The sequence below is a fragment of the Acidovorax sp. Root568 genome (assembly GCF_001427445.1).
GTDB lineage: Bacteria > Pseudomonadota > Gammaproteobacteria > Burkholderiales > Burkholderiaceae_C > Acidovorax > Acidovorax delafieldii.
The window spans coordinates 176,667-190,366 of sequence record NZ_LMGP01000015.1 but is presented as its reverse complement, the minus strand read 5'-3'; the positions used below and the strand labels follow the sequence as shown (position 1 = coordinate 190,366).

12 protein-coding genes and 2 riboswitches are annotated in these 13,700 nt (G+C 62.6%); of the genes, 4 read left to right on the top strand and 8 right to left on the bottom strand.

From position 1 onward, the window contains the following. Positions 1-54 precede the first annotated feature (54 nt). From ASD75_RS12710 to ASD75_RS12675, 8 genes are all read right to left on the bottom strand, one after another. Positions 55-1,098: a MerR family transcriptional regulator gene (locus ASD75_RS12710; protein ID WP_056746162.1), complete on the bottom strand. Its 1,044-nt coding sequence runs from the start codon at positions 1,096-1,098 to the stop codon at positions 55-57. A gap of 4 nt (positions 1,099-1,102) precedes the next feature. After that, positions 1,103-1,510, bottom strand: coding sequence for an FKBP-type peptidyl-prolyl cis-trans isomerase (locus ASD75_RS12705; RefSeq protein ID WP_056067685.1), 408 nt, complete (start codon positions 1,508-1,510; stop codon positions 1,103-1,105). A gap of 169 nt (positions 1,511-1,679) precedes the next feature. After that, positions 1,680-4,568, bottom strand: a complete 2,889-nt coding sequence (gene gcvP, locus ASD75_RS12700) for an aminomethyl-transferring glycine dehydrogenase (RefSeq protein ID WP_056746160.1) — start codon at positions 4,566-4,568, stop codon at positions 1,680-1,682. A gap of 114 nt (positions 4,569-4,682) precedes the next feature. Then, a complete protein-coding gene (gene gcvH / locus ASD75_RS12695) occupies positions 4,683-5,057 on the bottom strand; it encodes a glycine cleavage system protein GcvH (RefSeq protein ID WP_056746157.1) in 375 nt (124 codons plus the stop codon). Between the two features lie 87 nt (positions 5,058-5,144). Continuing rightward, positions 5,145-6,287 (bottom strand): glycine cleavage system aminomethyltransferase GcvT, encoded by a 1,143-nt coding sequence (gene gcvT, locus ASD75_RS12690; RefSeq protein ID WP_056746155.1) that lies wholly within the window; start codon positions 6,285-6,287, stop codon positions 5,145-5,147. 49 nt (positions 6,288-6,336) lie between these two features. Beyond that, a riboswitch (glycine riboswitch) is annotated at positions 6,337-6,467 on the bottom strand. 13 nt (positions 6,468-6,480) lie between these two features. Next, positions 6,481-6,586: riboswitch (glycine riboswitch) on the bottom strand. A 5-nt stretch (positions 6,587-6,591) separates the two neighbouring features. Then, positions 6,592-7,869: a TRAP transporter large permease gene (locus tag ASD75_RS12685; protein ID WP_056746153.1), complete on the bottom strand. Its 1,278-nt coding sequence runs from the start codon at positions 7,867-7,869 to the stop codon at positions 6,592-6,594. After that, complete coding sequence (locus tag ASD75_RS12680; RefSeq protein ID WP_056067696.1) at positions 7,866-8,360, bottom strand: TRAP transporter small permease; 495 nt, start codon at positions 8,358-8,360, stop codon at positions 7,866-7,868. The genes ASD75_RS12685 and ASD75_RS12680 overlap by 4 nt, the downstream gene beginning before the upstream one ends. A gap of 125 nt (positions 8,361-8,485) precedes the next feature. Next, the gene (locus ASD75_RS12675; protein ID WP_056067699.1) at positions 8,486-9,457 is read right to left on the bottom strand and encodes a TRAP transporter substrate-binding protein; all 972 of its coding nucleotides are present in this window, start codon (positions 9,455-9,457) and stop codon (positions 8,486-8,488) included. Between the two features lie 447 nt (positions 9,458-9,904). Between ASD75_RS12675 and ASD75_RS12670 the strand changes: the two genes are divergently transcribed. The 4 genes from ASD75_RS12670 to ASD75_RS12655 all read left to right on the top strand — a co-directional run bounded on the left by ASD75_RS12670 (position 9,905) and on the right by ASD75_RS12655 (position 13,619). Then, positions 9,905-10,363 (top strand): Lrp/AsnC family transcriptional regulator, encoded by a 459-nt coding sequence (locus ASD75_RS12670; protein WP_056067700.1) that lies wholly within the window; start codon positions 9,905-9,907, stop codon positions 10,361-10,363. Positions 10,364-10,616: 253 nt separating this feature from the next. Next, positions 10,617-11,528, top strand: coding sequence for a LysR family transcriptional regulator (locus ASD75_RS12665; RefSeq protein ID WP_056067702.1), 912 nt, complete (start codon positions 10,617-10,619; stop codon positions 11,526-11,528). A 305-nt stretch (positions 11,529-11,833) separates the two neighbouring features. Then, on the top strand, positions 11,834-12,628 hold the full coding sequence (locus ASD75_RS12660; RefSeq protein WP_056746675.1) for a putative hydro-lyase: 795 nt from the start codon (positions 11,834-11,836) through the stop codon (positions 12,626-12,628). Between the two features lie 25 nt (positions 12,629-12,653). Then, entirely contained in the window at positions 12,654-13,619 is a 966-nt protein-coding gene (locus ASD75_RS12655) for a TRAP transporter substrate-binding protein (RefSeq protein WP_056746151.1), read from the top strand. The last annotated feature ends 81 nt before the right edge of the window (positions 13,620-13,700 follow it).

Sequence of the window (13,700 nt, the reverse complement as noted above, 5' to 3'; positions counted from 1 at the left end):
TTGCGTGAGGGTCAAGCACTTTCCAGTGGTTTTTTTGCAGACGGTGTGAGTGTCTCAGCGGCGCGCAGCGACTGTCGCAGCCATGGCGGGAGTGGGTGTGGCCAGCGCGAGCGCCGCCTGCAGGTAGGCGCGCACGGGCGCGCTCAGCGGCGAGCCCGCCTGCAGCAGCGGCTCGTTGGCCGACGCTGTGAGCAGCTTCTGGCGCAATTGCGCATCGCCGCGGGTCAGCTGGTCGAACAGCGTGTTCCAGCGCAGGGCCGCAGCCGCTGCGTCGGTGTGGTTCGTGGGGATTTGGCGGTCCAGCAACTGTTGCACGTCACGTTCCAGTGCCGCCCACGCGGTGTGCGGCACATGGCCCAGCGTGCGCAGGTCGTCGCGGGTCAGGTACTTCTCCAGCAGCGCCAGCCGCAGCTTGATGGCGGTTTCCACGTATTCGATCATGTCGCCGGGCGGTGCGTGGTTGCGCCCCTGCGCGCTGGGCTCGGTGCGAAACATGTGGCCCCAGCGGTCCAGCAGGTCCAGGTCGCCCCCCATCCAGTGCAGCATCAGCGCCATCCAGCGGTAGGCCAATGCCTGCACCTCGGGCGCATCGGGAGGTAGCTGGCGGTCCATGGCGCTGCGCACCAGGTCTTTGACAACGAGCCAGTCGGCCTCGATCAGGCTCCAGTTGGTGAAGATCTGCTTGAGTTCGGTGGTGCTGAAGTATTTGCCGTAGGTGGTCATCAGCGCCAGCGCCTCGAGCCAGTTGCCCATGTCGGGCTCAGCACCCGCCATGAGGCCGTCCCGCAGCATGGTCAGGCGCCCACGCAGTTCTGTGGCCTGCGTGATCTGCTGGTCCAGCGCCCGGATCTGCTGGCCAATGATGCGCTGGGGTGCCACCCCTTCGCCCGCCAGCAGCTCGGCAATGTCGCTGAGCGCCAGGCCCATCTGGCGCATGGTCTGGATGCCATGCAGCCGCTGCACGTCGGCCTGGCTGTACAGGCGGTACCCCGCGTCTGACCGGCCCGAGGGCTTGAGCAGCCCCACCTCGTCATAGTGGTGCAATGTGCGCACCGTGAGGCCGGTGCGCCGCGCGAGGTCACCGACCTTCAGCAGCATGGGGTCAGCGGCCCACGGAGATCAGCTCGATCTCGAAATTCAGCGTGGCGTTAGGGGGAATGACGCCACCTGCACCCCGGGCACCATAGGCAATGCCGGGGGGACAAGTCAGCTTGGCCTTGCCGCCCGGCTTCATGCGCTGCACGCCTTCGGTCCAGCAAGGGATCACGCCATTGAGTGGGAACGAGGTGGGTTCGCCGCGCTTGTAGGAGCTGTCGAACTCCTTGCCGTCGAGGAACGTGCCCTTGTAATGCACCTTGACCGTGTCGGTGGCCTTGGGCGATTCGCCCGTGCCGTCTTTGAGCGATTCATAGACCAGGCCGCTGGCCGTGGTGACGGGTTTGGAGGTCTGGGCCATGGCGGCGGGAGCCATCACGGCGGTGGCGAGCAGAAGGCACAAGAGGTTTCGCAAAGGAGGCTCCTAAAAGGGTGAATCACAACGCAGCCCGCGATCTTATGCGTGTTCCTGCACCTGCCTGTACGGGCCCCCAACGAAAAAAGCCCTGGGCGAGCGGGCTCCAGGGCTTGCAAGAGCAATGGCTGTGGCGGCAGACCATGCAGCCGTGGCCTTCGCTGCAGGGTCAGGCGTAGTCGCTCACCGGGATGCAGCTGCAGCTCAGGTTGCGGTCACCCCACACGTTGTCCACGCGGCCCACTGGCGACCAGTATTTGTTGCTGCGCAGCGCAGCCACGGGGTAGGCAGCTGCCTCGCGGGTGTAGGGGCTGTTCCACTCGCCGCTCAGCAGGCTTTCTGCGGTGTGCGGGGCGTTCTTGAGCGGGTTGTTGTCCTGCGGCAGCTTGCCTGCTTCGATCTGGCGGATCTCTTCGCGGATGGCGATCATCGCGTCGATGAAGCGGTCCAGTTCGGACAGGGTTTCGCTCTCGGTAGGCTCCACCATCAGCGTGTTGGGCACCGGGAAGCTCAGCGTGGGCGCGTGGAAGCCGTAGTCAATCAGGCGCTTGGCCACGTCTTCGGCCATCACGCCGCTGGTGTCCTTCAGGCTGCGCAGGTCCAGGATGCACTCGTGTGCCACATGGCCGTTCTCGCTCGCGTACAGCGTGGGGTAGTGGTCCTTGAGGCGCGCGCTGATGTAGTTGGCGCTCAGGATGGCGGTCTCGGTAGCGGCTTGCAGGCCTTCGGCGCCCATCATGCGGATGTACATCCAGCTGATGGGCAGCACGGCGGCGTTGCCCAGCGGCGCGGCGCTGACAGCACCCACGCCACCAGGCACGCCCGCCGTGGCATGGCCCGGCAGGAAGGGCACCAGGTCTTGCACCACGCACACAGGGCCCACGCCGGGGCCGCCACCGCCGTGGGGAATGCAGAAGGTCTTGTGCAGGTTCAGGTGGCTCACGTCACCGCCAAACTCGCCGGGGGCCGCCACGCCCACCAGGGCGTTCATGTTGGCACCGTCCACGTACACGCGGCCGCCGTGGCTGTGCACCAGGGCGCACAGCTCTTTGACGCTGGTCTCGAACACGCCGTGCGTGCTGGGGTAGGTGATCATCACGGCGGCCAGGTTGGCGCTGTGCTGTTCGCACTTGGCTTTCAGGTCCACCAGGTCCACGTTGCCGTTGGCATCGCAGGCGGTCACCACCACTTGCATGCCCACCATCTGGGCACTGGCGGGGTTGGTACCGTGGGCACTGCTGGGGATCAGGCAGATGTTGCGGTGGCCTTCGCCACGCGATTCGTGGTACCCCTTGATGGCCAGCAGGCCGGCGTATTCGCCTTGCGAGCCTGCGTTGGGTTGCAGGCTGATGCCTGCATAGCCCGTGGCCTGGCACAGCCAGGCGCGCAGTTGCTCGTCCAGCTGCTTGTAGCCCTGTTGCTGGTCAGCGGGGGCGAAGGGGTGCACGTTGGCAAACTCAGGCCAGGTGATGGGGATCATCTCGCTGGTGGCGTTGAGCTTCATGGTGCACGAGCCCAGCGGGATCATGCTGCGATCCAGTGCCAGGTCCTTGTCGGACAGCTGGCGGATGTAGCGCAGCATGCCGGTTTCGGAATGGTGGGTGTTGAAGACGGGGTGTGTGAGGTAGCTGCTGGTGCGGCGCAGCTCGGTGGGGATCAGCGGCTCCACGCCCTTTTCAAACGCATCGAAGGTGGGCAGCGCCTGGCCGTCCTTGGCGAAGATCTTCCACAGCAGCTCGATGTCGGCGCGTGTGGTGGTCTCGTCCAGCGAGACGCACAGGTACTCTTCAAAGTAAATCCGCAGGTTGGCGCCCAGATTGATTGCCTTGGTTGCTATGGATTGTGTAGCGCCCTGGGTGTGCAGGCTCACGGTGTCGAACGTGGCCTGCGCACGCACAGGCGCACCCAGCTGCTGCAGCCCTTGCGTGAGGATGGCGGTGTAGCTGGCCACGCGCTGTGCGATGCGCTTGAGTCCTTCGGGGCCGTGGTACACGGCATACATGCTGGCGATCACGGCGGGCAGCACCTGGGCCGTACAGATGTTGGATGTGGCCTTTTCGCGGCGGATGTGCTGTTCGCGGGTTTGTAACGCCAGCCGGTAGGCAGGTTTGCTATGCACGTCCACACTCACACCCACCAGGCGGCCGGGCAGGCTGCGCTTGTATTCGTCGCGGCAGGCCAAGAAGGCAGCGTGGGGGCCACCGGCGCCCATGGGCATGCCAAAGCGCTGGGTGGTGCCCACCACGATGTCGGCACCTTGTTCACCCGGTGGGGTGATGAGCGTGAGGGCCAGCAGGTCGGCCGCCACGATGAAGGCGGCCTGCTTGGCATGCGCCTTTTCCACGTCGGCGCGCAGGTCGTCAATGCGGCCGCTGGTGGCGGGGTACTGGGCCAGCACGGCAAAGTAATCGCCATTCAGCAGGGTGTTCCATTCCTCGGCCGAATTGGCCAGACGCACCTCCAGGCCCAGGGGCTTGGCGCGGGTCTGGATGACTTCAATGGTTTGCGGGTGCGCGTCGCCTGCCACCACAAACACGTTGCTCTTGCTCTTGACCGAGCGCTTCGCCAGCGTCATGGCCTCGGCGGCGGCGGTGGCCTCGTCCAGCATGGATGCGTTGGCAATCGGCATGCCCGTCAGGTCGCACACCATGGTCTGGAAGTTGACCAGGGCCTCCATACGGCCTTGGGAGATTTCGGCCTGATAGGGCGTGTAGGCGGTGTACCAGGCGGGGTTCTCCAGAATGTTGCGCAGGATGACGCCAGGCGTGTGCGTGCCGTAGTAGCCCTGGCCGATGAAGCTCTTGAGCAGCTGGTTCTTGCCCGCGATGGCCTTGAGTTCTGCCAATGCGGCCGCTTCGGTGAGCGGCGCAGGCAGGTCCATGCCCCGGCTGCGTGCAATGGAGCGTGGCACGATGGATTCGATGAGTGCACGGCGCGAGGCCTCGCCGATCACCGACAGCATGTGCGCTTCGTCGGCCGCGTCGATGCCGATGTGGCGGGGCAGGAATTCGGTGGCGTTTTCAAGCGCGCCAAGGGGGGTGGCGGATTGCATCAGCATGGGGCAGTCTCGTAGGTCGCAGCGGGTTGGGGGCGTTGCCGGGGAGAGGGCTCGCACCCAGCAGGGCGGCGTGCCGGGCATGGCCCGGCGCCATGCCCTCTCAGTCGGCAGGGATCAGGCGTTCTTGGCGAACTCGGTGTATGTGGCTTCGTCCAGCAAGGCTTCGAGCTGGCTCGCGTCGGCCAGCTTGACCTTGAAGAACCAGCCAGCGCCCAGTGGGTCGCTGTTGGCCAGCGACGGGTCGGCGCGCAGGGCTTCGTTCACTTCCACCACTTCGCCGGTGACGGGCATGTACACATCGGCGGCGGCCTTCACGGATTCGACGACGCCGGCCACTTCGCCCTGGGCAAAGCTCTTGCCCACTTCGGGCAGGTCCACAAACACCACGTCGCCCAGCGCGTCTTGCGCGTGGACGGTGATACCCACCACCGAGGCGTTGGCATCAGCGGCGTTGATCCACTCGTGGTCTTTGGAGAATTTGATCGTCATGGGAAGCTCCTCAAGCAAAGGAAAAAAGTAAAGGAATCTGCAATGTAAGCGGGTGCGAGCGCAGTCCGGTCGATGCGCCTGGCGAAATCAGCCGCGGTAGTAGTTGGCGGGAACAAACGGCATGGCGCGCACTTCCATGGGCACCACCTTGCCGCGCACGATGGCGTTGACGCGGGTGCCGATGGCTGCAAAGGCGGGCGTGACGTACCCCATCGCCACGGGTTCGTTCACGGTGGGCCCCAGCAGGCCGCTGGTGACCTCGCCAATCTTTTGGCCGTTCGTGCTTTGCAGTTCGGTGTGTTCGCGCACCGGCACACGCTCCAGTGCCACCAGGCCCACGCGCTTGGCGGAAAGGCTGGCAGGGTTGTCGATTTGCGCCAGCACCTTGTCGGCGCCCGGGAAGCCGCCCGCACGCACGCCGCCGGTGCGGCGGACCTTCTGGATCGCCCAGTTCAGTGCGGCCTCGGATGGCGTGGTGCTGGTGTCGATGTCATTGCCATACAGGCACAAGCCAGCCTCCAGGCGCAGCGAGTTGCGAGCGCCCAGGCCGATGGGCTTGACCTCGGGCTGGGCCAGCAAGGCGCGGGCGAGCGTTTCGGCCTGCGCTGCGGGCACGGAGATTTCAAAACCGTCCTCGCCGGTGTAGCCGCTGCGGGTCACAAAGCAGTCGCAACCAGCAATGTTGAATGCTCCACCGGTCATGAACACCAGCTTCTCCACGCCGGGCGCGAGGCGGGTGAGGGCGACGGCGGCCTGTGGGCCCTGCAGCGCCAGCAGGGCGTGGTCGGGCATGGGCACCACCTTGCAGCGCTGGCCGATGCGGGTTTGGATATGGGCAATGTCGCCGACCTTGCAGGCGCCGTTGACGATGACAAACAGGGTGGGTTCGCCATCCACCACGCCCTGGTTGAAGAACATCAGGTCGTCGATGATGGTCCCCTCATCGGTGAGCAGCAGGCCGTAGCGCTGTTTGCCCACTGGCAGGTCGATCACGTCCACGGGCACCAGGGTTTCAAACGCCGCAGCAGCGTCGGCGCCGACAAGCTTGAGCTGGCCCATGTGAGACACGTCAAACAGGCCGGCTGCGGTGCGGGTGTGCACATGCTCGGCCATCAGGCCTGCGGGGTACTGCACGGGCATGGAATAGTCTGCAAAAGGCACCATGCGGGCACCCAGCTCGATGTGCAGGGCGTTCAGGGGCGTGGTGAGCAGGGGGACGGTGGCTGACATGGCGGACTCCGGGGCAAATGGGGGCCGTGACCATCAACGTGGTCACGGGATTTGCCCTGCTGTCCGCTTTACCTGAGAGATTCACCGCAGCGCCCTGGCTGGCCGTGCGGTTTGCTCCTTCGGTGGATGGCCTGCACACAGGTTTTTACTGTGGGGCCATCTCTCTCCAGCAAGGGAACGCCCGCATCGCTACGGGCGGTTGTCAGTCCTTTTGCCTGAGCGTTCGGCGGGTGCCTGCGCCTTCGGCGGTGCTGCGCGTCCTGAGGACAAGACGGAGCACTCTCTCCTGACCCGACGATTCTAACTACTTTGCGTAGACCAGATCCCGAAGTGCCAGCGAGATCGATGGCACATAGGTGATGATCATCAGGCACACCAGAATCACTCCGACAAAGGGAAGCAGGTGCTTGATGATCCGGTCCAGCGAGATTCTGGCCACCGTGCAGGCTGCGAACAGGTTCACTCCAAAAGGCGGCGTGATCATTCCAAGTGCCAGGTTCACCACCATGATGAGACCGAAGTGCACAGGATCAATACCGAAGTGCATGGCCACGGGCGCCAAGATGGGGGCCAGCACAATGATTGCCGCGCTGGTCTCGATAAACATGCCAATCACGAACAGCGCAGCGTTCACGCCCAGCAGGAAGAGGGCGGGGGACTGCAGCACCGCCTCTAGCCAGCGGCCAATCGCGTCTGGCACGCCAGCCCGCGTGATGAGGAACGCAAACAACCCCGCGTTGGCAATGATGAACATGATCACTGCCGATGAGATGGCCGACTTGCGCAGGATGGCGAACAGGTCCTTGAGCTTGATCTCGCGGTAGATGACGATGCCGACAACCAGTGCGTAGAACACGGCGACGGCAGATGCCTCGGTGGGGGTGAACACACCGCCATAAATGCCGCCGAGGATGATCACGGGCATCAGCAATGCCCAGCCCGCCTGCAGCGTGGCTTTGCCAAAGGGCATGCGCCCATCACCATCGTTTTTGCCCCAGCCCTTGTATTTGCAATACACCCAGACAAACAGCATCAGCGCGGCGCTGATGAGCAGCCCTGGGCCGAAGCCAGCGATGAAGAGTTCGCCAATCGACACCTCGGCACTCACGCCGTACAGGATCATCGGGATGGAAGGCGGGATGATCACGCCCAGCTCGGCACTGGTGGCCTGTAGAGCAGCGGCGTAACTCGTGGGGTAGCCGTGCTTGATGAGCGCAGGAATCAGGATGGCGCCAATCGCAAACGTGGTGGCGACCGACGAGCCCGACACGGCCGCAAAGATCATGCAGGTCAGCACACAGGTCATGGGCAGGCCGCCCTGCACGCCGCCGACGATGCTCTTGGCAAACTCCACCAGACGGCGCGAGATGCCGCCAGTTTCCATCAGGTTGCCCGCGAGGATGAAGAAGGGGATGGCTGCCAAAGGAAACTTGTTGATGGCTCCGAACATCTCCTTGACGGAGATGAGCATGTTCGCATTGGAGGCCTGGATGCCCAGGATGGAAGCCAAACCGATGGACACAGCCACTGAGACGGTGAGTGCAAAGCACAGCACCATCGTTGAAATCATGACCAAACTCATTGAGCAGTCTCCAGTTCCATACGCAGGGGATCAATGAGGTTGCCGATGATGCCGACCACACAAAAAAGGCCACCCACAGGCATGGCGAGGTAAGCCCAGAACATGGACACGGATTCCAGCCCGGCCATGCTTTGCACGCCGCCCCGGCGTGCATAGTCCCAGCCGTACCAGATGATGATGCCGATGAGGACCAGGGCTGCCAGTGCGACCACCCAGTCCAGCACCCGTTTGATGCGCGGCGGACTCCAGCGGTACAGCACGTCCACACTCACCATCGCGCCCTGGCGAAACGCGGCCGGAATGGCCAGGAACACCATCCAGATCAGGCTGAAGCGGATGAGCACTTCGGTCCATTCAGCAGGCTGCTCCAGCACAAAGCGGGTCACGATCTGGAACATGCCCAGGGCCGAAGCCAGGGTCAGCATGGCGCAAGCGCCCAGCATGGCGATGAAGGTGGTCCATCGCTCAAAGGTAAGAAAAGCGTTTTTCATGGGGCGGTGCCAACCATGGGTAGGTGGGAGGTGATCAGAACCATCGATCGTTCAAGAATAAAAACGCCCGATAGCGCAATGGCTACGGGCGTTATCAGCTACAAAGGCAATAGCAATGAACAGGATTATTTGACGTCGCGGATCTTGTCGATGGCAGCCTTGCCAAACTGCTTTTCAAACTCGGCGTTGACGGGGGCCAGTGCCGCCACAAACTTGGCCTTGTCCACGTTGTCGATCACGGTCATGCCCTTGGCGCGGAGGTCGGCCACGCCCTTGGCGTCGTCTTCGTCCACGCGTGCACGGTTGGCCTTGGTACCTTCTTTCGCGGCATCGATGAAGGCCTGCTTGTCCGCCGCCGAGAGCTTGTCGAAAGCTGCCTTGTTCATCACGAAGATGCAGGGCGAGTACACGTGGCCGGTGAGCGTGAGGTGCTTTTGCACCTGATCGAACTTGGCCGAGATGATGACGGACAGCGGGTTCTCCTGACCATCCACCGTGCCTTGTTGCAGCGCCGTGAACACTTCAGGGAAGGCCATGGGCGTGGTGATGATGCCGAAGCCCTTATAGGCGGCGATGTGCACGGGGTTCTCCATCGTGCGCATCTTCAGGCCCTTCAGGTCGCCGGGCTCTTTCACGTCGCGCTTGCTGTTGGTCATGTGGCGGAAGCCGTTCTCGGCCCATGCCAGCGCCTTGAAACCCTTGGCGTCAAACTTGGACAGCAGGTCCTGGCCGATGGGTCCATCCAGCACCGCGCGTGCATGGGCTTTGTCGCGGAACAGGAAGGGGACATCCAGGATCTTGGTCTCAGGCACAAAGTTGGGCACTGGGCCTGTAGAACTGAACGCCAGCTCTTGTGTCCCCAGCTGCACCGCTTCAATCGACTCTCGCTCGCCACCCAGTGCACCGTTGTAGAAGGTCTGTACCTTGTAACGGCCCCCTGTGCGTTTTTCGACCTCTTTGGCAAACGTGTCGATGGCTACACCCTGGTGGGAGTTCTGGGCCGTCGAGATGCTGATGCGCATAGTGGTCTGCGCAGCAGCGGTGGCCACAAAGCCGAGCGCAAGGCTCAGTCCAACGACGAGTTTGGTCAATTGCATGGTGTCTCCTGTTGATATTGGGGCAGGGGAACGGGGCACTTGGGCTCCTTGCAGAGCCACCCCTGGCCTCAGTCAAATTATGGCGGTGCAGCATGGCCGCAGGCATCCGGGTTTGTGCTGGTAAGCGTGCTTATCAACTGGTCAACCCCGCGTTTGCAGTTGCATTGGCGACACCTCTTTGGAATGGGGCGCCGAGGTTCGTACACAGGACGCATGCCGCCGACGGATGCAAGCGGCTATTCAATCTGGGGAGGCATCTGGAATGCCAAGGGCCCCGTGCTGGCGGTAACCAGCCGGGGCCTTGTCAATTTGTGCGCTCCGGTAAGAGCGCCTTGATGGAAGAAGTATGCGCCGGGTGTTGCAGATGAATTTGCTGAATTTGGTGCATTCTGCTGGATATGCAGAATAAATTTCTGTATTTCGTCGGTTTACTGAATAATAAGGTCGATGGATCGACTGGATAGAAAAATTCTCGCTGTCTTGCAGGCCAACGCTCGCGCCAGCCTGCAAGAGATAGGGCAGGCCGTGGGCTTGAGCCCGTCGCCCTGCTGGGGGCGCATCAAAAAGATGGAAGAGGCCGGTGTCATCCAGGGCTACACGGTGCGCATCAACCCCCAGTCGCTGGACCTGGCCGACACGGTGCTGGTGCAGGTCACGCTCGACAGCCACTCCGACAACACGCTCGAAAAGTTTGGCGAGACACTGGCCAGCATTCCCGAAGTGATCGAGGCGCACCTGGTCTCCGGTGACTACGACTACCTGCTGCGCATCGTCGTCAAGGACACCCGCGATTACGAGCGCCTGCTGCGCGAGAAGCTCTACAAGATCAAAGGCATACGGCACAGCCGCTCCAGCTTTGTGCTGCGGACGTTGAAGAAGGCTGACCTGCCCTTGTTCACCGGGTAGGCCGGTGGTGTGGCGTGGCAAGACGCCACAGGTTCCTTGCAGAAAACTGGCAACGCACTTTTAGCAAGCGCCCCAACTGCGAGCAGTTCTGCGTTGTGTCCTTGAAATGCGACGGCACAATGGCTTTTACAGCGCGGTGTTTGCCGGAAAAAGGCATGTGGATTCCGACACCGTGCACCATCACAGTGCGCCCGTCTGGGCAGTGCGCAAAGCCGTTGGTACACAGGCACACCCAGCCCTTCCGAAAAACACCATGAACCTGCGTTTTGTCGAAGCCTTTTACTGGGTGGCCTCTCTCAAGAGCGTGACACGCGCCGCCGAGAAGCTTTTCCTGACCCAGTCCGCGATGTCCAGCCGCATCTCCGCACTCGAAGAGGAGCTGGGCGTGCTGTTGCTGGACCGGCGTGACAAGCACTTCAAGCTCACGGTGGCCGGTGCCCGGTTCCTGGTGTACGCCAAGCGCATGCTGGAGCTACAGCGCCAGCTCAAGACCGAGATGGGATCAGGCGGCCCTTTGGAAGTATCGATTCGTCTGGGCGCCATCGAATCGGTACTGCACTCGTGGCTCATTCCGTGGGTGGAACAGCTGCGCAAGGACAACCCGTTGCTGGAGCTAGAGCTGACGGTCGAGACCACCCCCGTGTTGCTCGACCAGATCCGCCGCGGCACGCTGGATGCCGTTTTCGCAGCCCTGCCGGCGGCCGCGGATGGCATCCGCAGCCAGGCGGTGACGCCCATGGAGATGGTGTTTGTGGGCAACAGCAAAACGCACCGCAAGCGCCGCTATGCGCTGGAAGACTTTGCAGGCGCTGACATCCTGACGTTTCAGCGTGGCTCGCAGCCGCACGTGTCCCTTCTCGATACGCTGCGCCAGGCCCAGGTAGAGCCGCGTTGCGTGCACACCATCTCGTCGATTTCTGCGATGGTGCAGCTGGTGCAGGGCGGCTTTGGTGTGGCCACTTTGCCGCGCCTGGCAGTGCAGCGCCTGCTGGCGTTTCCAGACCTGCGTGCACTGGCTTGCGACACCGCACTGCGGCCGCTGCCCATCCATGTGAGCTACCGCGAAGACCCCTCGTCACCCGCCATGGAGGCCGTGGTGCGGTCGGCGCTGGACTTCATTGAGCAGCAACAGCCCGCGCCAGCCCGCCGCCCTCGCAAGGGCTGAGCCTTTCGTCAAAAAGCTTCGGTGCACCCTGTCGGGTGTGCGCAGCGCATGCCATTTTTTCCTGCAATCCAGGGATTCGTTGGCGTCAGGGTTTACCCGTAAATTTTCTCTCAGGGTTTTCCCTTGGCACCAAGATGGTTCGCCTCTCCCCAATGGAGTGCATGGAAAAAATCGATGACGTGATAGAAATTTTTTGAATTTGCCAGGGTCGTTCACCCCCCAACACAATCTGCCCAACGTCATGCAATTGACATTTCTCAATGCAAGGAAAAACGGTGGACTTCGTTCAAGAAAATTCGCTCGCGGTGTTTGGTTCCGAAGGTGCCAGCAACCCGATCCATGTCCGTGACACCATCCGCAAGGGCCTGTGGACATCGCATACCAGTGGTCTCGCGGATGGCCATGTCCAGGGCAACGTGGTCATCCTCCCCGAGGTGCTTGCCAGTGACTTCCTCCGGTTCTGTCAACGCAACCCCAAGCCTTGCCCTGTGCTGGCGGTCAGCGAGCCCGGACAGTTCACCTTGCCTTCATTGGGCAAAGATATCGACATCCGCAGCGATGTGCCGCTATATCGCATCTGGCGTCACGGTGAAATGTCGGAAGAGGTGGCGGACATCGCCAGCCTCTGGCGGCCAGACCTGGTCACTTTCATCCTTGGCTGCTCGTTCTCATTCGAATCCGCATTGATCGAGGCAGGCATCCGCCTGCGCCATGTCGAGGAAGGCAAGAACGTGGCGATGTTCCGCACCAATGTGCAAACCGAGCCCGCTGGCCCCTTCGGTGGCCCCATGGTGGTGACGATGCGTCCCATGCCTGCAGCAGATGTGATTCGGGCTGTGCAGGTCACCTCGCGGTTTCCCAATGTGCATGGCGCGCCTGTGCATATCGGTGACCCGGCACTCATCGGCATCGCCGATCTGGCCCATCCCGACTACGGGGATGCCGTGGCGCTGATGCCCGGTGAGATCCCTGTTTTCTGGGCCTGTGGCGTGACACCGCAATCGGCCATCCTCAATGCCCAGCCGGCCTTCTGCATCACCCACGCCCCGGGTTGCATGCTGGTCACCGATCTTCTTAACCACCAACTCGCCAGCTTCTAAGCGGCTTACCCCCAGGAGTCTCCCCATGAAAAAATTTGCACTGTGTATGACGGCTGTCCTCAGCGTGTGTGCGGCCCAGGCCCAGGTCAAGTGGGACCTGCCCACCGGCTACGGTGCTAACAGCTTCCAGACGCAAAACGTGCAGCAGTTCGCCGATGAAGTGGACAAGCTCACTGGCGGCAAGCTCAAGATCACCTTGCACCCCGGTGGTTCGCTGTACAAAGCCAACGAGATCAAGCGCGCGGTGCAGACCGGGCAGGTGCCTTCGGCAGAGTTCATCCTGTCGGGCGCCACCAACGAGAACCCGCTGTTTGGCGTGGACTCCATCCCCTTCCTGGCGACCATCTATGCAGAGTCCAAGCGCCTGTACCTGGCCGCCAAGCCCGCGCAAGAGAAGCTGCTCGCCGCCCAGGGCGTGAAGGTACTGTTCTCGGTGCCATGGCCCGGCCAGTCGCTGTATTCGCTCAAGCCGGTGAGCACGCCCGCAGACTTTGCGGGCACCAAGATGCGCGCCTACAACCCTGCCACCACGCGCATTGCCCAGCTGCTCAAGGCGCAGCCCGTGACGATCCAGCTGTCGGAGCTGGGCCAGGCCCTGGCGACCAACACGGTGCAGAACTTTCTGACATCGAGCGCCAGCGGAGTGGAGTCCAAGCTGTATGAGCAGGTCAAGTACTTCTACCCCGTCAGCGCATGGCTGCCGCGCAATGCCACGGTGGTGAACCAGAAGGCCTTTGACGCCCTCGACAAGCCCCTGCAGGATGCCGTGCTCAAAGCCGCAGCTGCCGCCGAAGAACGCGGCTGGGCCACCAGCGAGCGTGTGGATAAGGAATTCATCAAGGAACTGTCTGCCAAAGGCATGACAGTAGCCGAGCCGAGCGACAGCATCAAGAAGGAGCTGGCGAGCATCGGCGAATCCATGACCGCCGACTGGGTGAAGTCGGCCGGGGCAGAGGGGCAGGCCATCATCGACGCCTACCGCAAGAAGTAGTCACGTCTGAACGTGTCTGAGGGCCCCCACGGGGCCGGGTAGCGCACCGCGCGCTACCCCCGCAATCTCGTTACCGATCCC